Raw genomic sequence first — 24,346 nt, forward strand, 5'->3', positions numbered from 1 at the left:
CTAAATAGCAGGTGTGAAATAATATTGCCAGATTTCCAACATCACCGGAACCACTGACAACACCAGGATCACTGCCATACAAATATTAAAGATGCGTTGAAACAACGCCTGGGTTAGCACAGTGCGCAAGGCCGCACCAAACACCAGCCAGACGCCCACACAGGGAAAGGCAACCAACAAAAAGGCACTGGTAATAATACCGACTTCCTGCCAGTAAATGCCCCCTACAGTAGTAAAAGCAGCCACAGCGCCGCTGGCCATTACCCAGGCTTTACCATTAATCCACTGGAACAGTGCCGCCTGTATAAAACTAAACGGCTTACTTTTACCCTGTTCTATCGCTTTTGGCTCTGCACTGGCTATATGCCAGGCCAGCCATACCAGATAAGCGACACCTAATACTTTAATTAACTGGTGCAAATGGAGGTAGCGTTCAAACACCACACCAAACCCCAGCCCCACCAACAGTACCATCAAAGGAAAGCCAAGACAGATACCCAACCAATGCGGCACACTGGCCTTAATACCATAGTTAACACCAGAGGACATGATCATGACATTATTCGGCCCGGGGGTAATGGTGGTAGAAAAGGCAAAAAACAGCACTGCAAGAAACAAATCCATGCTAAACCCGTATCAGAATTGGACATTTGCTACTGATAATACCAGACTTAGTACGCTTTGATAGTGGTTTATCAAGGCAGTGCGCCGGTTTACAGCTGCACATTAAAACAAAAACAATGGAGAATTAAATGAATAAAATTATTGGCTTAGCTGTTTTGGTTGCGGGAATTGTGTTGCTGTACTTCGGCTACACCGAATATAACTCTACCGCGTCTCAGGTCACTGAAGTGGTCACCGGTAATCCGACTGATAATGCCATCTGGTTTTTAGTGGGGGGCGCTGTGGCAGCTATTATTGGCCTGGGTTTATTACTCAAAAAATAACCCTGCTCTCTAACAGCACCAAAGGCCGCAATGCGGCCTTTGGTCTGTATCAGCTAACAGCTTTTACTCTTCTTCTTTACCCCAACTGTCGCGCAGGCCAACCGTGCGGTTAAACACCAGCTTCTCAGCTGTCGAGTCGCGGTTATCAGCACAGTAGTATCCCTCGCGCTCAAACTGATAGGCCTGCTCGGCTTTAGCCTGTTGCAGTGACGGTTCTACCAGGCCCTGTTTCACTACCAATGACTGCGGGTTCACTACGGTTAAAAAGTCTTCCTCGGCCCCCGGGTTGGCGACACTGAATAAACGGTCATATACCCTGAACTCAGCGGGCACGGCATGGCTTGCTTCAACCCAATGAATAACACCGCGCACTTTGCGGCCATCTGCCGGGTTTTCACCCAGGGTTTCTGGCAAATAGCTGCATTTTAGCTCGATAATATTGCCAGCGGCGTCTTTTATGACTTCATCAGCATGAATAACATAGGCATTACGCAGCCTTACATCGCCGCCTAATACCAGACGCTTATACTTTTTGTTCGCTTCTTCACGAAAATCGGCACGGTCAATATACACCACCGGGCCAAATGGCAGTTTACGGCTGCCCATGGTGTCATCTTTCGGATGATTCGGCGCCTCTACCCACTCGATGCCATCGGCCGGGTAATTGCTGATCGTCACTTTAAGCGGATCCAGTACCGCCATAGCACGCGGCGCTGCGGCATCTAAATCTTCGCGAATACAGGCTTCTAATGCGCTCATTTCGATGACATTATCCTGCTTGGTAACCCCTATGCGCTTGGCAAATTCACGGATCGCAGCAGGGGTATAACCACGGCGACGCAGGCCAGCAATGGTTGGCATACGTGGGTCATCCCAGCCAGAAACCACTTTTTGCTCTACCAGGGTTTGTAACTTACGCTTGCTCATTACCGCGTATTCCAGATTTAAGCGGGAAAACTCAATCTGCTGCGGGTGGCTTGCAATAGTAATGTTATCCAAAATCCAGTCATACAAGCGGCGGTTATCCTGAAACTCCAGCGTACATAATGAATGTGTAATGCCTTCAAGCGCATCAGAAATACAGTGGGTAAAATCGTACATCGGGTAGATGCACCACTTGTCACCGGTCTGATGGTGATGAGCAAATTTCACCCGGTAAATCACCGGGTCGCGCATACACATAAAACTAGACGCCATATCAATTTTGGCGCGCAGCGAGCATTCACCCTCTTTAAAACCACCGGCGCGCATTTTTTCAAACAGCGCCAGGTTTTCTGCCGGGCTGGTGTCGCGTGTTGGGCTGACTTTACCCGGCTGGGTTAGGTTGCCGCGATACTCGCGCATTTGCTCGTTGTTAAGAAAACAAACATAAGCCAGGCCTTTGTTAATCAGTTCAACGGCATAACCATAAAGCTGCTCGAAATAATCAGACGAGTAACGTACGGCGCCATCCCACTGAAAACCCAGCCAGTTTACGTCGCGCTGAATCGATTCAACAAACTCAACGTTTTCTTTTTCCGGGTTGGTATCGTCAAAGCGTAAATTGCACTTGCCCTGGTAATCCTGCGCTATACCAAAATTCAAGCAGATAGATTTAGCATGGCCAATATGCAGATAACCGTTTGGCTCTGGTGGAAAACGGGTTTGCACCGTATTGTGCTTGCCGGAAGCTAAATCGGTATCAATAATTTGCCGGATAAAATTGGTTGGGCGATGTTCTGCGTCCGCCATAATGCGCTGTATCCTTAAATGCTTAACGAAAAATATCGCGGCATTATAGCAGCAGAAAGCTGACTGACCACTGCGTAAAAAAAGATTTTACGACCAATATTATCTTCCACCAATTATCAGTCTTGTGTTCAAGCTGATAACTCTGCCAGTTATGTGCCCCACGCAGCATCTGTCATGATATTTAAGTCAGCTTCACAACGGAGTTGATAAAAATAATGGAGAATTAATTATGCAAGAGTTATCGGTACAACAAGTTGAAGATGTCAACGGTGGATTTGTCGGCGAGCTTATTGCGGCAGTATTTGTCGCAGGAGCAGTGTATGGCTTTATCAAAGAAATTTTAGCTTAAGGAGCTGAGTGAACATGAGAGAACTACAATTAAGTGAAGTACAAGCAGTCGATGGTGGCAGCCTTCTGGACACTTTAGGGATGGCATGGGATGCTGGCGTATCTGTTGGTAGTCAAATAGCAGCATTCTTTAAATCGTTATTCTAAATAAAGCACTGCTCTTTTGAGCCGACTTTATAATAAAAAACCCGCTGTGATAGCGGGTTTTTGTTGAACCTAAGCGAAGAAATTACCAGCCGGTCAATTCTTTCAGTGCTTTACCGATATCGGCTAAGCTCTTAACGGTTTTCACACCGGCATCTTCCAGTGCTGCGAATTTCTCATCCGCAGTACCTTTACCACCAGAGATGATGGCACCAGCGTGGCCCATGCGCTTACCAGCAGGTGCAGTAACACCGGCAATGTAAGATACAACAGGTTTAGTCACGTTAGCTTTGATGTAAGCAGCAGCTTCTTCTTCTGCAGAACCACCGATTTCACCGATCATTACGATGGCTTCAGTTTGTGGATCTTCTTGGAATAACTTCAGGATGTCGATGAAGTTAGAACCTGGGATTGGGTCACCACCGATACCAACACAGGTAGACTGGCCGAAACCGTAATCAGTAGTTTGTTTTACCGCTTCATACGTCAGAGTACCTGAGCGTGACACGATACCTACTTTACCTGGCTTGTGAATGTGGCCTGGCATGATACCAATTTTACATTCGCCCGGAGTGATAACGCCTGGACAGTTAGGACCGATTAAGCGTACGCCTAATTCGTCACACTTAACTTTGGCATCCAGCATATCCAGGGTAGGAATACCTTCAGTGATACAAACGATCAGTTTGATACCACCGTTAGCCGCTTCCAGGATAGAGTCTTTACAGAAAGGCGCTGGTACATAGATTACTGATGCTTCTGCACCCGTTGCTTCTACCGCTTCTTTTACCGTGTTAAACACTGGCAGACCTAAGTGCGTTTGACCGCCTTTACCTGGCGTTACACCGCCAACCATCTTAGTACCGTAAGCAATGGCTTGCTCAGAGTGGAAAGTACCCTGTGCACCAGTGAAACCCTGACAAATTACTTTGGTATCTTTATTAATTAAAACGCTCATTGCTTACCCCTTATGCCTTAGCCGCTGCAGCTACAACTTTCTGTGCAGCGCCAGTCAGGTCTGTATCAGCGATAATGTTCAGGCCGCTTTCAGACAGCACTTTTGCACCAACTTCTGCGTTGTTACCTTGCAGGCGAACAACTACGGGTACTTTAACGCCAACTTCTTTCACTGCGCCGATTACGCCTTCAGCGATCATGTCACAACGCACGATACCACCGAAGATGTTGATGAATACGGCTTTAACAGCGTCATCAGACAGGATAATTTTGAATGCTTCCACTACGCGCTCTTTAGTCGCGCCGCCGCCAACGTCTAGGAAGTTAGCTGGTTGGCCACCGTGCAGTTTAACGATGTCCATGGTACCCATTGCCAGGCCAGCACCGTTAACCATACAACCGATATCACCACCTAAAGCCACATAGTTCAGCTCCCACGAAGCAGCGTGCGCTTCACGTGGATCTTCCTGTGATGGGTCTTGCATTTCTTTCAGTTCTGGGTGACGGTACAGTGCGTTGCCATCGATAACCAGTTTGGCATCTAAACAGTGCAGATCACCAGCTGGTGTGATAACCAGCGGGTTTACTTCTAACAAGGCCAGATCTTTTTCCTGGAACAGTTTAGCCAGACCCATGAAAATTTTCACGAACTGGTTAACTTGCTTGCCTTCAAGGCCCAGTTTGAAAGCTAACTCGCGGCCCTGGTAAGGCTGAGCACCTACCAATGGATCGATAGCGGCTTTTAAAATTTTCTCTGGGGTTTCGTGGGCAACGGTTTCAATTTCCACGCCGCCTTCAGTAGAAGCCATAAACACGATACGACGTGAAGAGCGATCTACTACCGCACCTAAATACAGCTCTTTGGCGATATCAGTGCAGGTTTCAACCAGAATACGGCTTACCGGCTGACCTTTTTCGTCTGTCTGGTAAGTTACCAGGTTTTTACCCAGCCATTTCTCTGCGAAAGCTTTGATCTCTTCTTTGCTCTTGACCAGTTTAACGCCACCCGCTTTACCGCGGCCACCAGCGTGAACCTGTGCCTTGACAACGAACATATCGCCGCCGATTTTATCTGCAGCTGCTACCGCTTCTTCAACTGTAGCTGCGGCGATGCCTTTAGATACAGGCAAACCATATTGGGCAAACAGTTGCTTACCCTGATACTCGTGCAAATTCATGGCTATTTTCCGTTCATTTGAATATGGAGGCTACCCTTGTGGTGCAGCCTGACTTTTGATCGGCGCATATTATAGTGCCAATCGGTTCGATAAAAAATGCTGTTGCCCTAAAACAACAGCATTTTTAGTTACTTTTTTTGGATAATTAGATATCCAGCAGAATGCGGGTTGGATCTTCCAGCAACTCTTTAATGGTCACTAGGAAGCCGACAGACTCTTTACCATCGATAATACGGTGATCGTATGACAGTGCCAGATACATCATCGGCAGAATTTCCATCTTGCCGTCTACCACCATCACGCGGTCCTGGATTTTATGCATACCCAGAATAGCGGATTGTGGTGGGTTGATAATGGGTGTAGACATCAGTGAACCAAATACACCGCCGTTGGTGATGGTGAAATTACCGCCGGTTAAGTCATCCATCGCCAGCTTGCCATCACGGCCTTTTAGCGCCAGATCTTTAATGGCTTTTTCAATTTCCGCCAGGTTCATCTTGTCGCAATCACGCAGTACCGGTGTTACCAGGCCACGTGGTGTAGACACGGCGATGCTAACGTCGAAATAGTTATGGTACACAATATCGTCGCCATCGATAGCGGCGTTAACTTCCGGGAAACGCTTAAGCGCTTCAGTTACCGCTTTAACATAGAACGACATAAAACCTAAACGAATACCATGACGTTTTTCGAACACGTCCTGATATTGCTTACGCAGGTCCATAATCGGCTTCATGTTCACTTCGTTAAAGGTAGTTAACATGGCAGTTGAGTTTTTCGCTTCCAGCAAACGGTTAGCGATGGTCTTGCGTAAACGCGTCATAGGTACACGTTTCTGGCTGCGATCACCGGCTACCGCTGCAGGTGCTGCTGCAGGCGCTGCGGCTTTGGCAGGCGCGCCGGCAACGAATTTTTCAACGTCTTCTTTGGTGACACGGCCATTTTTGCCGGTGCCTTTAATTTTGCTGGCATCTAAGCCTTTTTCTGCAATCATCCGGCGTACTGAAGGGCTTAAGGCATCGTCATTGCTATCGTCAGATTTTGCATCAGCTGCAGCCGGAGCCGCGGCTTTGCTGTCGTCCTGCTTAGCGGGCGCATCGTCTTTTTTCGCTGCTGGCGCACCGCCGGCTTCCATCTTACCGATCACCTGCTCTGCCGTTACCGTAGCGCCGGTGTCATGAATGATTTCGCCCATTACACCATCGGCCTGGGCAACCACTTCAAGCACTACTTTGTCGGTTTCAATATCCACTAATACCTGATCACGTGTAACAGCTTCACCTGTTTTAACGTGCCAGGTGGCGATGGTTGCATCTGCAACAGATTCTGGCAGTACGGGTACTTTAATTTCCACTTTTTCACCTTTTACCGGTTGGTCTTATTTCGTTCAACCGGCCCACTACCGGGGCCGGACAATGTATTATTTAATGCTTAGGGCGTCGTTAACCAAAGCCTGTTGCTGCTTATTATGCACCGACAGATAGCCAACAGCAGGCGATGATGATGCATCACGGCCAGCGTAAGTCAGGTAACCTGCTTTAGGGATAGCAGAGCGGAAATGGTGCTGACTACAGTACCAGGCGCCCTGATTTTGCGGTTCTTCCTGACACCAGACAAAGTCAGTAACATGTTGGTATTGGCTTAATACTTCGGCCATCTCGTCATGCGGGAACGGATACAGCTGTTCAACACGCACGATCGCCACATCTTTCTGTTCACGCTTGCGGCGCTCTTCCAGCAGTTCGTAGTACACCTTACCGCTACAGAACACCACGCGTTTGACATCTGCTGGCTTGATATCGTCAATCTCGCCAATCACGTTATGGAACTTACCGGCTGCCAGCTCTTCCAGTGTTGAGGTGGCCAGCGGATGACGCAGTAACGACTTAGGCGACATGACGATTAACGGCCGGCGCATTGGACGTACCATCTGGCGACGCAGCATATTAAACACTTGCGCTGGCGTCGTCGGCACACACACTTGCATATTGTGATCAGCACATAGCTGCAGGAAACGTTCTAAGCGGGCTGATGAGTGTTCAGGCCCCTGGCCTTCATAACCATGCGGCAATAACAGCGTTAAGCCACACAGACGGCCCCACTTTTGCTCGCCTGAACTTAAGAACTGATCAATAACCACCTGGGCACCGTTAGCGAAGTCACCGAACTGGCCTTCCCAAATCACCATGGCACGTGGCTCTGCAGTAGCATAACCATACTCAAATGCCATTACCGCTTCTTCTGATAACGCCGAATCGTAAACCTGGAACGGGCCCTGCTCGTCGCTAATATGCTCAAGCGGTGTATAAGTGCTGCCATCAGCCTGGTTATGCAAAACCGCATGACGATGGAAGAAAGTACCACGGCCAGAGTCCTGACCGACAATACGAATGCGGCTACCATCGGCAACGGTTGAGGCATAGGCCAGAATTTCGGCAAAACCCCAGTCAATTTTCTTCTCGCCAGCAAGCATTAAAGCCCGGTCTTCATACACCCGGCCAACCTGACGCTGCAAAGTGTGACTTGCTGGGATGCTGGTAGCCTTTTTGCCCAGCTCAACCAGTTTTTCTACCGACACGCTGGCATCATAGGTTGCATCCCAATCATGACCTAAAAATGGTGTCCAATCGACAGAGCTTTCTGTCATCGGCCGCCACTCTTCTACCACGCAATCGCCTTTATCCAGTGCATCGCGGTATTGCTCGGTCATTTCGCTAATTTGCTCAGCGCTGAACAACCCTTCAGCAATTAACTTTTTCGCGTAAATTTCACGCGGTGTCGGGTGCTTTTTAATCTTCTGATACATCAACGGCTGCGTTGCATTTGGCTCATCCGCTTCGTTATGGCCGTTACGGCGATAACACACCAGATCGATTACCACATCGCGCTTAAAGGTGTTGCGGTAATCCACTGCCAGCTGAGCTACAAATACGACGGCTTCCGGATCATCACCGTTAACATGGAAAATCGGCGCCTGTACCATCTTAGCGATATCGGTACAGTACTCGGTAGAGCGGGTGTCTTCCGGATTTGACGTGGTAAAACCGACCTGGTTGTTAATCACCAGGCGGATGGTACCGCCAACTTTAAAGGCACGGGTTTGCGAAATGTTAAAAGTTTCGGCTACCACACCCTGACCGGCGAAAGCAGAATCACCATGGATAGTAATGGGCAGCGCCAACGAGCCATCAGTACAGCCGCGACGGTCTAAACGGGCACGTACTGAGCCCATCACCACAGGGTTTACAATTTCAAGGTGTGACGGGTTAAACGCCAAGGCTAAGTGCACATTGCCGCCACTGGTTTCGAAATCTGACGAAAAGCCCATATGGTATTTCACGTCACCAGCACCAACGACCTCATACTTACCGGCAAACTCATCAAATAATTTCGACGGGTTTTTACCCAGCACGTTAATTAAGGTGTTTAAACGGCCGCGGTGCGCCATACCGATAACACAATCTTTGGCGCCCTGCTCGCCGGCACGATGGATCATCGCCTTCAGCATTGGGATCATGGCGTCGCCGCCTTCTAAACCAAAACGCTTAGCACCTGGGAATTTTGACGCCAGGTATTTCTCTAAACCATCAGCCGCCACTAAGCCCTTTAAAATACGGGTTTTAGCCGCTTTGTCATAAGAAGGTGCAGACTGAATAGACTCCAGACGTTGCTGGATCCAACGTTTTTCGTCAGTCGATACGATGTGCATGTATTCAGCACCGATAGAACCACAGTAGGTTTTCTCCAGTGCTTTATGCAACTCACCCAGTTTCATCGTTTCTTTGCCAATGGCAAATGATCCAACATTAAACTCGGTATCGTAATCACTTTCAGACAGGTCGTGATAAGACAGCTCTAAATCGCGTACCCGCGACTGCTTCCACAAGCCCAGCGGATCAAGATTGGCCTGCTGATGACCACGGAAACGATACGAGTTAATAAGCTGCAACACCTTAACCTGACGGCTGTCCGCGGCAGTACCTGAGTTGACCACCACCACTTCACGGTGTTTATTCCGGGCCAATTCGGCAAACTGTTGCCTGACGTCTGAATGACGGGTTTCTAGATCAACACCGTCAAGTTTTGGCAGCTTGGCGAAAAATTCACGCCATTCATCACCAACGCTGGTAGGTTCAGCTAAGTAGGATTCATAGAGCTCATCGACATAGGCCATATTGCCGCCGCCCAGATGAGAAGACTCTAACCACGCCTTCATTACACCTTCGTGCATTTAGTTTCCCTTAATTTCCGCGCACCTGGAAAAAGTAGCAAAAAAACGGCCCGGCTGCATACAACCAGGCAATTTTTCATGCACATACCAAAAAAGGGCGCATTACAGCGCCCGGTTTAACAACATAGATTTAATTTCACCAATCGCTTTGGTCGGGTTTAACCCTTTTGGACATACGTTAACGCAGTTCATGATGCCATGGCAGCGGAATACGCTGAATGCATCGTCCAAATCGTTTAACCGCTGCTCTGTGGCCGTGTCGCGGCTATCTGCCAGGAAGCGATAAGCATGCAGTAAACCGGCCGGGCCGATAAACTTATCCGGGTTCCACCAGAATGACGGACATGACGTTGAGCAGCAGGCGCACAAGATACATTCGTACAGACCATCAAGTTTGGCGCGCTCTTCCGGCGACTGCAAAAACTCGCCGGCTGGCGGCAGTTTGCTGTCGTTGATTAAGTACGGCTTCACTTTTTCGTACTGCGTATAGAACTGGCTCATATCGACTACCAGGTCACGCACTACCGGTAAACCCGGTAAAGGACGAATAACAATCTTACCGCCTTTTAAACCGGCTGCTGACAACGGCGTAATACACGCCAGGCCATTTTTACCGTTAATGTTTAAACCGTCCGAGCCACAGACGCCTTCGCGGCAGCTACGGCGGAACGATAATGTCGGATCCTGTTCTTTTAACTTTAACAGTGCATCCAGCACCATCATGTCCCGGCCTTCCGGGTTATCCAGCGTGTACTCCTGCATGCGCGGCGCTTTGTCGACATCAGGGTTGTAACGATAGACTGAGAAAACTAACTTCTTCATCGCTGAGCCCTCTTAGTAAGAACGCGCTTTAGGCGCAAAAGCTTCACGGAACTTAGGTTCCAGGTTCACTTTACGCTTAAACATAGATTCGGTTTCCGGCGTGTAAACGCTGTGGCACAGCCAGTTAGCGTCGTCACGTTCCGGGAAGTCAAAGCGGGCATGGGCACCGCGGCTCTCAGTACGGAAATTCGCGGCAACTGCCGTTGAAAACGCGGTTTCCATCAGGTTATCCAGCTCTAAACATTCAATACGCATGGTATTGAAGTCTGAGCTCTTATCATCCAGACGGGCAAACTTTAACCGCTCACGAATTTCTTTTAACTGCGATAAACCTTCAGCCATCGCTTCGCCTTCGCGGAATACCGAGAAGTTCAGCTGCATACACTGCTGCAGGTCTTTCTTAATTTGTACCGGATCTTCGCCCTGACCTGGTTTGGTATCTTCCCAGCGCTGCGTGCGGGCTAAAGCCGCATCAATATCAGATTGCGACGCCGCACGGCCCTCAGTAGTGGCAGCTAGGGCTTCGCCTAAATGCAAGCCGGTGGCGCGGCCAAACACCACTAAATCCAGCAACGAATTACCGCCTAAGCGGTTGGCACCGTGTACTGACACACAAGCAATCTCACCACAGGCAAATAAGCCCGGCACTATGGCTTCTGAACCATCAGCCTTAGGTGAAATAACCTGGCCATGTACGTTGGTTGGAATACCACCCATCATATAGTGACAGGTTGGAATAACCGGGATTGGCTCTTTAACCGGATCAACATGGGCAAACGTCTTAGACAGCTCACAGACGCCAGGTAAGCGGCTTTCCAAAACTTCAGCACCTAAATGGTCCAGTTTCAGTTTAATATGCACGCCCCAAGGACCATCACAACCACGGCCTTCGCGGATTTCCGTCATCATTGAACGGGCAACTACGTCGCGTCCGGCTAAGTCTTTGGCGTTTGGCGCATAGCGCTCCATAAAACGCTCACCGTCTTTATTTAACAGGTAACCGCCTTCACCGCGACATCCTTCAGTTACCAGCGTACCGGCACCGGCAATACCGGTTGGGTGGAACTGCCACATTTCCATATCTTGCAGCGGTACACCGGCACGCAGCGCCATACCCACACCGTCGCCGGTGTTAATGTGCGCGTTAGTGGTAGAGGCATAAATACGGCCAGCACCACCGGTCGCCAGCACAGTTGCACGGGCTTTGAAATAAACGATCTCACCGGTTTCAATGTCGATGGCGGTACAACCTACTACAGCACCGTCCTGGTTTTTTACCAGATCAAGCGCGTACCACTCTGAAAATACCTGCGTTTTGTTCTTTACGTTTTGCTGATACAACAGGTGCAATAAGGCATGACCGGTACGGTCAGCCGCAGCGGCAGTACGGGCAGCTTGCTCGCCGCCGAAATTTTTCGACTGACCACCAAACGGGCGCTGATATACACGGCCGTTTTCAAAACGAGAAAACGGTAAGCCCATGTTTTCCAGCTCGGTAATGGCTTCCGGGCCGGTTTTACACATATATTCGATAGCGTCCTGATCACCAATGTAATCAGAGCCTTTTACCGTATCAAACATGTGCCATTCCCAGTTATCCGGGTGGCTGTTACCCAACGCCACCGTAATACCGCCTTGGGCAGATACCGTGTGCGAGCGGGTTGGAAATACTTTAGATAATAAAGCGCAGCTTAAACCAGACTGCGTAATTTGCAGTGCCGCACGCATGCCCGCACCACCGGCGCCAATTACAATGGCGTCAAACTCTCTTACTGGAATAGTCACTTAAGCACCCCACAAAACAAACAGGCCAACCGCTACATAAGCGAAAGCCAGCGCATAAAGGAAGAATTGTAATACAGCGCGCAGTGTGGCTGATTTAACGTAATCAGTCAGCACCTGCCACAAACCAATGCGGGTGTGCACGGCAATCGACACTAAGGCTAACAAGGTAAACACTTTTACCAGTACGTTGGCGAACAACGCCTGCCATACCTCAAAGGTAACTTCTGGAGTACAAATAAAGAAACCCAGAATAAAGACACTGTACAGCGCCAGCACAATCGCTGTTGCCCGCAGTGATACGTAATCCTGTACGCCGTCGCGCTTCAGGCTTGCCTGATTCAGAACCATAACCATACTCCTGCTAATACTGCTAATACTACCCACAGCGCAATGGCTAATTTTGCGCTTAAGTTGCCGGATTTCAGCTCTTCCCAGTGCCCCATATCCATCACCAGGTGACGGATACCGCCCACTAAGTGATAAATAAGCACAGTGATAGTGCCCCAGGCGATGAATTTAGCCAGGTTCGACGTCATCAGTTCTTTAACATAGTCAAAGCTCTGCTGGTCCTTAAGCGAATACGCCCAGGCCCAAATGACGAAAATCAGTGCGAAAAACATTGCCACGCCGGTAACCCGGTGCAGTATTGACGCTATGGCAGGTGCCGGTAACGATATGGTAGAGAGGTCGAGATTTACTGGTCTTTGTTTTTTCACAGTGCTTGCCCATCGATGCCCATTATCGAGCTCTTGTTGTCATTGTCGTTGTCATTGCTGTATAAACAGTCAACACCCAAAACCAATACACCTTATTACTCAAGCTGGATCAGTGCTGCCAGATCAGCAAAAAGTGCTTGCTGAGTGAACTGTTTAAAAACGGCAATAGTATATATTTCACAACTCGCTATTACAATTTTTGTTTGGTTTTACTCGAAAAAATCCGTATGTGGAACATTACACAGTTTACCCCTTAGGGCAATAATACTAGAGTCGAATACTTATTAAGCACAAACGCATTAAAATTGACTTTATAGGGTCGTTTGCAGGTAGAATAGCGACCAATTTGCTAAATTCCTTTAACCCGATACTACAACAACAGGAGAAATCCAATGGCAGATAAAAAGGCCGTCGTGCAGGTCGATGGGAAATCGTTCGAGTTGCCAATCTACTCTGGCAGCGCCGGCACTGACGTAATTGATGTTCGCGCCTTGGGTCAGCATGGTTACTTCACCTTCGATCCGGGTTTTATGTCTACCGGCTCATGTGAATCAAAAATTACCTATATCGATGGCGATAATGGCGTGCTGTTGCACCGCGGCTATCCTATTGAGCAGCTGGCAGAACACTCAGACTACCTGGAGCTGTGCTACCTGTTATTAGAAGGTGAATTACCGCAGGCTGAGCAATACAATCATTTTAAAAACACCATCACCCGCCATACTATGGTGCATGAAAAAATCGCGGCTTTCTTCCAGGGTTTCCGTGTAGATGCGCACCCTATGGCCATGCTGTGTGGTGTCGTTGGCGCCATGTCGTCATTCTATCACTCAGATCTGGATATCAACGACCCAATGCAGCGCAAACGCAGCGCGCATCGCTTAATCGCTAAGCTGCCGACCTTGTCAGCCATGGCGTATAAATACACTGTCGGTCAGCCATTTGTTTATCCACGTAACGATTTAAGTTACTCAGAAAACTTCCTGCATATGATGTTTTCTGTACCCGCTGAAGACTACAACGTTAGCCCGGTACTGGCCAAAGCCATGGACCGCATCTTTATGCTGCACGCGGATCACGAGCAAAACGCCTCTACTTCTACCGTACGTTTAGCCGGCTCGTCAGGCGCTAACCCTTATGCTTGTATCGCTGCAGGCGTAGCTTCACTGTGGGGCCCGGCGCATGGCGGTGCCAATGAAGCTTGCTTAAAAATGTTACAGCAAATTGGCTCTGTCGATCGTATTCCGGAATATGTTGCCCGCGCCAAAGACAAGAATGACAGCTTCCGCTTGATGGGCTTTGGTCACCGTGTATACAAAAACTTTGACCCACGGGCCAAAGTGATGCGCGAAACCTGCCATGAAGTGCTAAAAGAGCTGAACATTAAGGACCCTCTGCTGGATGTGGCGATGGAGCTGGAGCGTATCGCGCTGGAAGATCCGTACTTCATTGAGAAGAAGTTATATCCGAACGTCGATTTCTACTCAGGCATCATCTTAAAAGCCATCGGTATCCCGACCAGCATGTTCACGGTGATTTTCGCCATGTCACGCACCGTGGGCTGGATCTCGCACTGGGATGAAATGCTGGGTGAAAAAGGCCACAAAATCGGTCGTCCGCGTCAGCTGTATACCGGTTACACCGCGCGCGATTTTACCCCACTGAATAAGCGCTAAGCGTTACATTCGGTTAAAAGCGGCTGCGGCCGCTTTTTTGTTGCCTGAAATTCAGGCTGTCGCGCAGCGGGATTTGCGCCTGCTGGTAAAAACAGGCAAAATCGCGCCATCTCAGCTTTGCGGACCCCCTGCCCCCATGACCGGTTTTGATGTTCAGCAGTTTCGCCAGCACTTTGCTTTTTTTCAGCAACAACCTGACTGGGTGTATCTGGACAATGCCGCCACTATGCACAAGCCTGACGCTGTTATCGATGCGGTATCGGCATTTTACCAGCGGCATAACAGCAATGTGCACCGTGGTGCGCACCGGTTAAGCCAACAGGCCACGGCACAGTTTGAGCAGGCACGCGCTACTGTAGCCGGTTATATCAACGCCAGAAATAACCATGAAGTCATCTTTACCAGCGGCGCCACAGCAGCGCTCAACCAGATAGCCTTTGGTTTAATGCATACGGTATTGCAGCCAGGCGATCGGATTTTGCTGACACAACTGGAGCACCATGCCAACATCGTGCCCTGGCAATTACACTGTCAGCGCTATGGCATCATTATTGATGTCGTACCATTAACAGCAGAACATCAGCTGGATATGGTGGCATATCAGCAACTACTACAGTTAAAGCCTAAAGTCGTCAGTTTCAGCCATATTTCTAATGTCTTGGGCCACATCCAGCCCGTGGCAGAAATGGTGAGGCAGGCAAAAGCAGCTGGTGCTATAACGGTAATAGATGGCGCTCAGGGTATAGTGTACCAACCCGCCGATATGCAACAGCTCGATTGTGATTTTTACGTGTTTTCCGGCCACAAACTCTATGGCCCGACGGGCATTGGTGTACTTTATGGTAAGAGCCAGTGGCTTGAGACCTTAACACCGATTTTCGCCGGCGGCGAAATGATAGACAGCGTCAGCTTTATTAACACTACATTTAACAAATTACCGTTCCGGCTGGAGGCTGGCACGCCAAACATTGCGGGCGCTATAGGGCTTTCTGCGGCGATAGACTGGTTACAAAATTACAACATAGCGCAAATTATTGAGCATAAATTGCTGTTATTAAAAGCCTTTTACTCCGGCTTGTCGGCAATAAAAGGCATAGATATTTTGTCACTGCCTGTGCATAATGCAGGCATAGTGGCATTAAATGTTGACGGCCAGCACCCCGCTGATGTGGCTGAACTCCTCAATCAGCAACATATTGCTGTGCGCGCCGGCCAACACTGTGCTATGCCATTGTTTAGCTACTTAGCGCAGCACAACTCTGCACAGCACGGTGCCGTGCGTTGCTCGTTTGCTGCTTATAATACGCTGGATGAGGTAAACCGGTGCCTGCTCGCTTTGGAGCAAGCCGTGGAGATATTAACTGCATGACATTAGAACAATTATTAGCAGATACTAAGCCGGCGCTGCTGGAGATCCAGCAACGTGATCTAACCGACATCAAACAGGCGAAAGACTGGCAGAGTAAATACCGGGTGCTGATGCAGCTGGGGAAAAAGCTGCCGGCAATACCAGAGAAAATGAAGCAACCGGAACTACTGGTGAAAGGCTGTGAAAGCCGGGCCTGGCTGCTGCATTATCACGACAAAACCGCCGACCGGCATTACTTTGTGTTAGACAGCGAAGCCCGTATCGTTAAAGGTTTAATGGCCATTATGCTGTGTTTGGTTAACGGTATGACCACCGCTGAGCTGTGCAAATTTGACTTATGCCACAGCTTTGACCAGCTGAACTTAAAGCCCTATTTAAGCCAGTCACGCGGTAATGGTTTAACCGCGATGGCAGAGCGCATTAAAGCCTGCTGTCCGGCTAAATAGCCAACTTTTTCAGCACTCTGGATACGGCGGCAAAACCAAAGCTGGCGGTGACCACCGTTACGGCACCAAAACCGCCGCTGCAATCCAACCGCATGCTGCTTGCCTCGCCGTCTGCATTAAGCTGGGCCGTTTTTTGCTGACACACGCTGCCGTCCGGTTGCGGGTATACCAGTTGCTCGGTAGAAAACACGCAATCAATACCAAAGCGTCGCTTAGGATTACGGCTGTAGTTATAGTCGCGCCGCAGGCTGTTCCGCACCTTCGCCAGTAAAGGGTCATTGATGGTCTGGGTTAAATCAGCAATCTGAATTTGTGTCGGATCGGTCTGGCCGCCTGCGCCACCGGTACTAATAACTTTAATTTTATTGCGCTTGCAATGCGCCAGCAAAGCCACCTTAGCTTTAATTGAATCTATCGCATCAACCACATAATCGATATCGCTGCTGATAAGCTGACGCAGGTTGTCGGTCGTGACAAAATCTTCTACCTGATGCACGATACAATCCGGGTTTATCGCCTTTATCCTTTGCGCCATCACAGCAACTTTGTCCTGTCCAACAGTGTCTGTCAGCGCATGCAACTGGCGGTTAATATTGCTGATACACACATCGTCCAGATCAATCAGCGTAATAGTACCAATACCAGAGCGCGCCAACGCTTCAGCCGCCCAGCTACCCACACCGCCTATGCCGACTACACAGACATGCGCCGCGCGAAACGTTTCCAGTGCCGCCACCCCATATAACCGGGCAATGCCGGCAAACCGTAATTGATAATCGGACATCGTTATTCAGTAGCCTGTTTCGGTAAAGTATAAGCCGGCCATGGCAATAACCAGGGCTGAGCCCAGTCAGTTAACAGACCAGTTTGAGCTAATTGTTGGTAACAGCTGCCCGTCAACGGGGCCTGCACATACCGATATTCGGTGTTGTTTAAATAAAATCGCAGCGCATACGCATGCAAATACACCCTATCTGCCGGCGCCCCCTGATACTGGCTGTCACCTAAAATGGGCACCCCCTGGCTTTTCAGCGCCACCCGGACCTGATGCGTTTTACCGCTGTAGGGTTTGACCAGATAGGCCCTGAACGGTAAATCAGTAAAACCCTGGCTAATAAAATAGCTTACCGCCGGCTGCTGCTGGCTGCTAAGCAGCTTCCAGCTACCGCGCCGCGCAGGTGCCATATCGCCTTTTACCCAGCCCTGCTTTTTTGCTGGTTTGCCCGTGGCCAGTGCCAGATAGTATTTTTCTACCTGATGCGCAGTGAATAACGCAGTCAATTCTGCGGCCGCCCTGCTGCTGCGCGCCAGTAAAATTAAGCCTGAGGTAACCTTATCCAACCGATGGACCGGGTATAACTTATAGCCCAGCTGAAGCTCAGCCTGGGCGACCAGACCAGCACCCGCATCGGAGTGAAAGCTGACACCAGCGGCTTTGTGCAACACGACAAAATCCGCCTGCTGCTCAACGATACTAAAAGCCGGCATCATTCAGGCCTGACTTGCCGCATAACGACGGGCCTGGGCTAAATCATCCGCAGTGTCTACCCCCACCGCTGGCGTTTGTAACGCGGTGTCTACATGAATGGCTTCGCCCTGCCACAACACCCGCAACTGCTCCAGGCTTTCGATTTGCTCCAGCGTCGAAGCTGGCCAGCTGACATATTGCTGAATAAAACCGGCACGGTAGGCATAGATACCAATATGGCGCCGGTAATGCTGCGCTAAATCGGCCCTGGCGACACCGTCGCGATCGTACGGGATAACGCTGCGGCTAAAATACAACGCATAACCGTCTTTATCACTCACCACTTTAACAATGTTCGGGTTAGCAATTTCTGCCGAGTCAGACAGCGGCACCGCCAGGGTTGCCATGCGGGCTTTTTGCTGCGCCGCCAGATTCTGCGCTACCTGCCGGATAATCAGCGGCGGTATAAAGGGCTCATCGCCCTGCACGTTCACCACCACCGTATCAGCGGCTAAGCCCAGTTTACTGACCACTTCGGCCAAACGCTCGGTGCCGGAGTTGTGTTCAGCGCGGGTCATACAGACCTCACCGCCAAAAGCGTCAACAGCGGCAGCAACGCGCTGATCGTCCGTCGCCACGACAACACGACCGGCACCACTTTGCAGTGCCTGCTGATACACCCGCTCGATCATGCTTTTGCCGCCGATATCAGCCAGCGGCTTACCCGGTAAGCGGCTACTGGCATAACGGGCCGGAATGACGACTAAGAACGCCATTGCTCTACCTCTTCCAGTGTCAGTTCACGCGCTTCATCGGCCAGCAGCACCGGAATGTTATCCCGTACCGGAAAGGCCAGCCGGTCGAAGCTGCAAATCAGCTGCTGCGAGGCTTGATCGTACTTCAGTTTACCTTTGCAAAGTGGACAAGCCAGAATTTCGGTTAATGCAAGTTTAAGCGCCATAACTGCTCCGCAGGTTAGTCAAAATTGTATTAAGTTTAGTGCTAAGGCTAGGATCAAGTTCCGCCTTTACGCCCAGACTAAACCAGTTGTTTTTCGCAAAAGGGCGGCATTTTACGGCGTCTTTTTCAGTCATCAGCACCGGGCCGTCAATGGCGGCAAAATCAGCGGCAGAAAACCGATGATGATCGGCAAAGTAATATTGCTGTGTTAACGTAAAACCCGCTTGCTGCGCAGTGCGGGCAAAACGTGCCGGGTTACCGATGCCCGCCACTAACGTCACCGCACAAGGGGCTAATGTGTTTTGGCCAACTAAGGCATTCGCAGCGCTGACTTGTAATGACATCACACCATCAGCCTGCGCCAGGCTCTGGCTGTTTGCCACCACTAAATCGGCTGTAGCTAAACGCCATGGCGCTTCACGCAGCGGCCCTGCCGGCAGCAGCTGGCCATTACCTAACCCACGGCTACCGTCCAGTAGAATAATTTCGACATCCCGCGCTAAACGATAATGCTGCAAACCATCATCACTGACAATAATATTGCAGTCTGTGTTCGCCAGTAAAAACGTACCGGCTGCCACCCGATCCGGACACACGACCACAGGGCAACCGCTTTGTTGTGCCAGCAGCAAGGGTTCATCACCCACCTCTGCTGCGCTATGTTGCAAGCTGACCAAAGTAGGTACACGGATGTTGGCACCATAGCCCCGGCTGATAATACCGGGTGTCCAGCCTTGCTGGCGTAATAGCTGACACAGCGCCAACGTAAACGGGGTTTTACCGGTGCCACCCACACTGATATTGCCTACGATGATCACCGGTACAGGCAGTTTTTGCTGACGCAGAATACCCGCCCTAAACAAAGCGCGTCGCACGGCGCTGACAGCGCCAAACAGCCAGCTAAGCGGCAATAATGGCCAGTACGTCTTACCGGGCTGATACCACAGCCGCTCTAGCCATTGACTACTGCGGCTCACTGCGGCTCGCCAAATTGTAATTTGTACAGCTGGGCATAAGCGCCGTTTTGCGCCAGTAATGTATGATGATCGCCCTGCTCGACAATACGCCCCTGTTCCATCACGATAATGCTGTCGGCATTTTCAATGGTGGATAAACGGTGTGCAATAACAATGCTGGTGCGCCCTTTTAACAACTCATTCAGTGCGGCCTGAATTTTGCGTTCAGACTCAGTATCCAGTGCCGAGGTCGCTTCATCCAGGATCAAAATCGGTGCTTCGCGCAGTAACGCGCGGGCGATGGCAATACGCTGACGCTGGCCACCTGATAAGCTGACACCGTTTTCACCAATCACCGTGTTAAGGCCATCTTTTAACTGGCTGGCAAATTCCAGCACATGGGCTTTTTCTGCTACAGCCAGTAAACGCTGCTCTGACACCGGCTCAGTGCAGCCATAGGTAATATTGTTAGCAATACTGTCATTGAACAGGCTGACATGTTGCGACACCAGCGCTAGTTGCTGGCGTAACGATGCCAGCGTACAGTCGCGGATATTATGCTGATCAATAAAAATATCACCACTGCTTAGCTCATAAAAGCGGGGTAACAAGCTGGAAATCGTGGTTTTACCGCTGCCGGAACGCCCCACCAGTGCCACCGTTTTACCCGCTGGCACGCTAAAGCTGATATCAAACAATACCTGCTTATCGTGGCCCGGATAGGTAAAATTAACCTTATCAAAGCAAATATCACCCTGCACTTTATTCAGCACTGTGCTGCCGGTGTCCTGCTCTACCGGCTGATCTAACACCTCAAACACGCTTCTGGCTGCGGCCAGACCGCGCTGAAACTCACTGTTTACCGTGGTAAGCTGTTTCAGCGGTCGCAGTAGCATCATCATGGCACCAACAATAGTGGTAAAGACGCCGGCCGATAAGCTGTTTAACATATCCGGGAAACTGGCCATATACACCACAAAGGCCAGCGCAAAAGAGGCGATAATCTGAATGGTCGACACGCTGATGGCCCGGGTCGCTTCCATTTTTACGTCCTGACGCCGGGTTAAATTATTAATGCTGGCAAAGCGTTTACTTTCAATTTTCTGACCGCCAAAAGATAAAATCACTTTATGGCCGTTGAGCATTTGTTCTGAGCTGGTGGTGACATCGCCCATTGCGGTCTGGATATTTTTACTGAGCAGGCGAAAACGACGTGACACAAACCGCACCACTACGGCAATCACCGGTGCTATCAGCAAAAATATTGCCGATAACTGCCAGCTGTAATAAAACATCATCACCAGTAAACCGGTAACAAATACGCCTTCGCGTACCAATACCGCCAGCGCTTTTGACGTGGCCTGCTTAATTTGCTCAGTGTTGTAGGTGACTTTAGAGATCAGCTCGCCGGTAGAATGTTGATCATGAAAGCTGACGGGCAGGCGCATATAATGTTCAAACAATTGCTGTCGCAGATTTTGCACTATATGGGTACCTACCCAGTTCAAACAATAACTGGCAACAAAATTACACACACCACGCAGAATAAAGATCGCAATAACAAAAAACGGCGCATAGCGCAGATAATCCGTGTTTTTGTCGTTAATGCCCTTATCAATAAAATCCGGCAAATTCGAGATAAAGTAAACATCAACCAGCGCATAGCCGAGCATGCCCAAGGCAGCGGCGACAAAACCCAGCCGGTAAGGCTTTACATAACGCAGCAAACGCCGCGCGGTTGAAGAAGTGACTGTAGTCGGCTGCACCAAAATAGCGCCCTGCAGATAAAATATGGCTTATTCTAGCGTGTTGCGTCTAAGGTTTCAGCATTTCCCACCGGCTTTTGTAACCAATAGGGGATTCTTTGTGCACGGTATTGCTTTATGACGATACCTGACTCAGTAATATTCAGCCGGATAGCACCGCTTTGCGCGGTATTCAGCAGCGGAATACCAAGCTGCTGCAACCGCAGCTGCACAGCTTGTGCCGGGTGCTGGTGCCGGTTGTATAAACTGGCACTGTTCAATGCCAGCATCGGTGCCAGCTGGTGCAAAAACGCATAATGACTGGAGCTGTTACTACCATGGTGCGACAGTACCAACACATGCGCCTGCAGCTGTGGGTAACGCGCCAACAGCTGCTGCTCAACCTGCTGGCCAATATCACCGGGCAATAAAATACGCCACTGATAAAGCGCTATCAGTAGCACACAGGAGCGATCATTTTTGCTACTGAAATCGCCCTGACTGTCCAGCAGGGTTAACCGGGCTGCGCCAAACTGCTTTGGCAATTGGGCACAAGGCCTTGCCGCATCAATATGGCTAATATCGCTGTATATTTGCGCCTGCGGATAGTGCGTCAGCAGCAAGGGCCAGTCGCCAGTATGATCGCTGTCATCATGGCTTAAAATCAAATAGTCCAGCTGGCGCACTCCCCGGCTGCGTAAATAGGGCAATACCTGCGCTGCGGTAGCGCTATGGCTGCCATAACGCGGGCCGGCATCGTACAATAAGCCGCGCTGGCCATGCTGCAGCAATACCGCCAGCCCCTGCCCGACATCGATAAGATGCAGCTGCCACTGCACCGGCCGGTGAAAGGCCAGCAGCAAAGGCAGTAGTGACAGCGCCAGCGCACTGTATAACCAGCGGCGGCCACTGAGATACAGTGCTAGCAACACCAGTGCCAGTGCCACAATCGATAGCAGCGGCACATCCGGCACGGCCCACCAGCTCTGTTGGCTGGCGCTCCAGTTCAACCACCACTGCAACGGTTGAAACACCGTATCGCACAACTGCCACAGCAGGCTGCGCCCGGGTAAGCCGGTTAGCTCTGCCAGCAGGCCTAGTAACAGTAACGGAATAGCCAGTAGCGTACACCAGGGCACAAATAACAAATTAGACAACAGCGTCAAGGCTGAACTGCCACCGAACATCAATACACTAAGCAATGCCATAAACAGGCTCAGGCTGATATGAAAGCGCAGAAACAGCAGCAAGCGTTGCCAGCGACTTAACCTGGCCGGGCCATGCTGCCATAACAAAAAAAAGATCACGCCAACGGCCAACATTGACAGCCAAAAGCTTTTGCTTAACGCCAAAAAAGGTTCTGCCAGCAACAGCACTGCGCATAGCAATAGCCAATAATGGCTGTAACTGAGGTTTCTGTGCTGCAACAGCGCGACCACTAACAGTAGCAGCGCCAGCATCGCCCGCACCGTTGGTATGGCAAACCCCGCCAACCAGGCATAGCTGCAGCTGGCTAACATCGCCACCAGCAAAGCTAGCGGCCGGCGCCAGGCCAGATAGCGCAGCGGCCAGGGTACAATACGCAACAGCCACAGCACCCAGCCGAATACTAAACCAATATGCAAGCCGGATATTGCCACCAGATGTGCCAGCCCCGACTGCTGCAGCCCCAACCACAGCTCGCGGCTAAACTGGCGCTCTCCCATCGTCAGCGCCAGCAACAAAGGGCCGGTATTAAGCGCGGCCGTCGCACCCTGCATTTTATCCAGCCAATATTGGCGCAAGTTAAACTGCTGTGCCAGCAGCTTAGGCTCGGTTGCGGTATCGACACTGCCCTGCGCCAGCACCTGCTGCAATAAAGCTTGCGCCTCGCGATTGACACCGCCAGGGTTTGCGACACCAGCCACCGGCTTTAAGCGGGCGCTAAGTTGCCAGCGCTGCCCAGGGCGCAACACCGTCGCAGGTGCGCTCCAGTTTAATATCAGCTGATAATTACGCCCCGGCGCACTATCAAGCTTAAAGTGGAATTGGCTATACTCAGCATAATGTTTTGGCGTACCAACAATGACTCCGGTCAGCGGCGATGCCATGCTTAGCATCTGCTGCTGGGCCTGAACATAGGCCGTATAGTGCCAGATCCAACAAATAAAGAACGCCGCTACGCCTGCTAAACACCATTGCCGGTAGGCCAACACGATAAAAATGCTGGCCGTCAGCAAAAATAGCGTGAAAAAGGGTGGCACTATTGGCAAAAATAATGACAATAGGCAGCCAGCGAGCACACCAATACAAAAAGATTTCATGTTTGTTTTTTGTGAATAGGTTGTAATGCCAAAGAACTTTATTAAGAAATATCTACCATCGCCTGAGAAAATCAAGCAGCAGAAGCTATTAAAGATATTTGGCTCGCTATTGCATGACGGCAATTTATGGCATTTAAACCGGCGCTCGGCGCGCGGCGCTTTTGCCGTCGGCTTATTTTTTGCGTGGATGCCAATACCTTTTCAAATGGTGGTATCGGCGGCGGTGGCTATACCGTTGCGGGTTAATTTACCCTTGTCGGTGGCATTGGTCTGGGTCACTAACCCGCTGACCATGCCGATTTTATTTTATATTGCTTATCTGGTCGGCACGGTCACACTGCGCACACCAATGGAGCCCTTTGCTTTTGAAGCCAGCTGGGCCTGGTTGCAGCACAGTATCGCTACCATTGGCAAACCGTTTTTAACCGGCTGCCTGCTGATGGGCATTTGTTCTGCCATTGTGGGTTACTTTGTTATTGACTGGTTGTGGCGCTTATCAATACGTAAATCGCAGCTGCTGCGGGCGCTAAAACGCAAACGCCATCCACATTAACGAACAAACAG

The 24,346-nt window shown here is 50.2% G+C and carries 23 protein-coding genes; 6 read left to right on the forward strand and 17 right to left on the reverse strand.

Features of this window, described 5'->3' with window-relative positions; all coding sequences use genetic code 11:
• On the reverse strand, positions 1 to 624 hold the full coding sequence (locus tag EYB30_RS16530; protein WP_166840261.1) for a LysE family translocator: 624 nt from the start codon (positions 622 to 624) through the stop codon (positions 1 to 3).
• A 128-nt stretch (positions 625 to 752) separates the two neighbouring features.
• Here EYB30_RS16530 and EYB30_RS16535 point away from each other — a divergent pair, with 128 nt between their 5' ends.
• Entirely contained in the window at positions 753 to 947 is a 195-nt protein-coding gene (locus EYB30_RS16535) for a DUF3185 family protein (RefSeq protein ID WP_166840263.1), read from the forward strand.
• A 63-nt stretch (positions 948 to 1,010) separates the two neighbouring features.
• Here the strand turns inward: EYB30_RS16535 and glnS are convergent, their stop codons facing one another.
• Positions 1,011 to 2,678, reverse strand: coding sequence for a glutamine--tRNA ligase (gene glnS, locus EYB30_RS16540; RefSeq protein WP_166840265.1), 1,668 nt, complete (start codon positions 2,676 to 2,678; stop codon positions 1,011 to 1,013).
• A gap of 363 nt (positions 2,679 to 3,041) precedes the next feature.
• Between glnS and EYB30_RS18765 the strand changes: the two genes are divergently transcribed.
• Complete coding sequence (locus EYB30_RS18765) at positions 3,042 to 3,173, forward strand: hypothetical protein (protein ID WP_277816738.1); 132 nt, start codon at positions 3,042 to 3,044, stop codon at positions 3,171 to 3,173.
• 82 nt (positions 3,174 to 3,255) lie between these two features.
• Here EYB30_RS18765 and sucD read toward each other — a convergent pair whose 3' ends face one another.
• The 8 genes from sucD to sdhC all read right to left on the reverse strand — a co-directional run bounded on the left by sucD (position 3,256) and on the right by sdhC (position 12,859).
• The gene (gene sucD / locus EYB30_RS16545) at positions 3,256 to 4,128 is read right to left on the reverse strand and encodes a succinate--CoA ligase subunit alpha (protein WP_166840267.1); all 873 of its coding nucleotides are present in this window, start codon (positions 4,126 to 4,128) and stop codon (positions 3,256 to 3,258) included.
• A gap of 10 nt (positions 4,129 to 4,138) precedes the next feature.
• A complete protein-coding gene (sucC, locus tag EYB30_RS16550) occupies positions 4,139 to 5,305 on the reverse strand; it encodes an ADP-forming succinate--CoA ligase subunit beta (RefSeq protein ID WP_166840269.1) in 1,167 nt (388 codons plus the stop codon).
• 145 nt (positions 5,306 to 5,450) lie between these two features.
• A complete protein-coding gene (gene odhB / locus EYB30_RS16555; protein ID WP_166840271.1) occupies positions 5,451 to 6,659 on the reverse strand; it encodes a 2-oxoglutarate dehydrogenase complex dihydrolipoyllysine-residue succinyltransferase in 1,209 nt (402 codons plus the stop codon).
• Positions 6,660 to 6,725: 66 nt separating this feature from the next.
• Positions 6,726 to 9,536 carry a 2-oxoglutarate dehydrogenase E1 component gene (gene sucA, locus EYB30_RS16560; protein WP_166840273.1) on the reverse strand — a complete coding sequence of 937 codons (2,811 nt, stop codon included), beginning with the start codon at positions 9,534 to 9,536 and terminating at the stop codon, positions 6,726 to 6,728.
• Between the two features lie 102 nt (positions 9,537 to 9,638).
• The gene (locus EYB30_RS16565) at positions 9,639 to 10,358 is read right to left on the reverse strand and encodes a succinate dehydrogenase iron-sulfur subunit (RefSeq protein WP_166840276.1); all 720 of its coding nucleotides are present in this window, start codon (positions 10,356 to 10,358) and stop codon (positions 9,639 to 9,641) included.
• A 12-nt stretch (positions 10,359 to 10,370) separates the two neighbouring features.
• Complete coding sequence (gene sdhA / locus EYB30_RS16570) at positions 10,371 to 12,143, reverse strand: succinate dehydrogenase flavoprotein subunit (RefSeq protein ID WP_166840278.1); 1,773 nt, start codon at positions 12,141 to 12,143, stop codon at positions 10,371 to 10,373.
• Positions 12,144 to 12,491: a succinate dehydrogenase, hydrophobic membrane anchor protein gene (sdhD, locus tag EYB30_RS16575; RefSeq protein ID WP_166840280.1), complete on the reverse strand. Its 348-nt coding sequence runs from the start codon at positions 12,489 to 12,491 to the stop codon at positions 12,144 to 12,146. It abuts the gene before it with no gap.
• A complete protein-coding gene (sdhC, locus tag EYB30_RS16580) occupies positions 12,482 to 12,859 on the reverse strand; it encodes a succinate dehydrogenase, cytochrome b556 subunit (RefSeq protein WP_166840282.1) in 378 nt (125 codons plus the stop codon). Before sdhC ends, sdhD begins: the two co-directional genes overlap by 10 nt.
• A gap of 392 nt (positions 12,860 to 13,251) precedes the next feature.
• On the opposite strand from sdhC, the gene gltA reads away from it, so the two are divergent.
• From gltA to EYB30_RS16595, 3 genes are all read left to right on the forward strand, one after another.
• On the forward strand, positions 13,252 to 14,535 hold the full coding sequence (gene gltA / locus EYB30_RS16585; protein WP_166840283.1) for a citrate synthase: 1,284 nt from the start codon (positions 13,252 to 13,254) through the stop codon (positions 14,533 to 14,535).
• Positions 14,536 to 14,671: 136 nt separating this feature from the next.
• Complete coding sequence (locus EYB30_RS16590) at positions 14,672 to 15,904, forward strand: aminotransferase class V-fold PLP-dependent enzyme (protein ID WP_166840285.1); 1,233 nt, start codon at positions 14,672 to 14,674, stop codon at positions 15,902 to 15,904.
• Positions 15,901 to 16,350: a SufE family protein gene (locus EYB30_RS16595; RefSeq protein WP_166840287.1), complete on the forward strand. Its 450-nt coding sequence runs from the start codon at positions 15,901 to 15,903 to the stop codon at positions 16,348 to 16,350. The genes EYB30_RS16590 and EYB30_RS16595 overlap by 4 nt, the downstream gene beginning before the upstream one ends.
• On the opposite strand, the gene tcdA is transcribed toward EYB30_RS16595, so the two are convergent.
• From tcdA to EYB30_RS16630, 7 genes are read right to left on the reverse strand one after another with little or no spacing between them, the layout of a single operon-like run.
• Positions 16,343 to 17,134, reverse strand: a complete 792-nt coding sequence (gene tcdA / locus EYB30_RS16600; protein WP_166840288.1) for a tRNA cyclic N6-threonylcarbamoyladenosine(37) synthase TcdA — start codon at positions 17,132 to 17,134, stop codon at positions 16,343 to 16,345. The two genes, EYB30_RS16595 and tcdA, sit on opposite strands and share 8 nt — an antisense overlap.
• Positions 17,135 to 17,136: 2 nt before the next feature.
• The gene (locus EYB30_RS16605; protein WP_166840290.1) at positions 17,137 to 17,841 is read right to left on the reverse strand and encodes a pseudouridine synthase; all 705 of its coding nucleotides are present in this window, start codon (positions 17,839 to 17,841) and stop codon (positions 17,137 to 17,139) included.
• Positions 17,842 to 18,594 carry a 3-deoxy-manno-octulosonate cytidylyltransferase gene (gene kdsB / locus EYB30_RS16610; protein WP_166840292.1) on the reverse strand — a complete coding sequence of 251 codons (753 nt, stop codon included), beginning with the start codon at positions 18,592 to 18,594 and terminating at the stop codon, positions 17,842 to 17,844.
• A complete protein-coding gene (locus EYB30_RS16615; protein WP_166840294.1) occupies positions 18,582 to 18,779 on the reverse strand; it encodes a Trm112 family protein in 198 nt (65 codons plus the stop codon). Before EYB30_RS16615 ends, kdsB begins: the two co-directional genes overlap by 13 nt.
• Positions 18,769 to 19,755 carry a tetraacyldisaccharide 4'-kinase gene (gene lpxK / locus EYB30_RS16620; protein ID WP_166840296.1) on the reverse strand — a complete coding sequence of 329 codons (987 nt, stop codon included), beginning with the start codon at positions 19,753 to 19,755 and terminating at the stop codon, positions 18,769 to 18,771. Before lpxK ends, EYB30_RS16615 begins: the two co-directional genes overlap by 11 nt.
• Positions 19,752 to 21,500, reverse strand: coding sequence for a lipid A export permease/ATP-binding protein MsbA (gene msbA, locus EYB30_RS16625; protein WP_166840298.1), 1,749 nt, complete (start codon positions 21,498 to 21,500; stop codon positions 19,752 to 19,754). The genes lpxK and msbA overlap by 4 nt, the downstream gene beginning before the upstream one ends.
• Positions 21,501 to 21,535: 35 nt before the next feature.
• A complete protein-coding gene (locus EYB30_RS16630) occupies positions 21,536 to 23,743 on the reverse strand; it encodes a DNA internalization-related competence protein ComEC/Rec2 (RefSeq protein ID WP_166840300.1) in 2,208 nt (735 codons plus the stop codon).
• 64 nt (positions 23,744 to 23,807) lie between these two features.
• Between EYB30_RS16630 and EYB30_RS16635 the strand changes: the two genes are divergently transcribed.
• A complete protein-coding gene (locus EYB30_RS16635) occupies positions 23,808 to 24,335 on the forward strand; it encodes a DUF2062 domain-containing protein (protein ID WP_166840302.1) in 528 nt (175 codons plus the stop codon).
• The last annotated feature ends 11 nt before the right edge of the window (positions 24,336 to 24,346 follow it).

The sequence above is a fragment of the Rheinheimera pleomorphica genome, from assembly GCF_011634895.1.
GTDB lineage: Bacteria > Pseudomonadota > Gammaproteobacteria > Enterobacterales > Alteromonadaceae > Alishewanella > Alishewanella pleomorphica.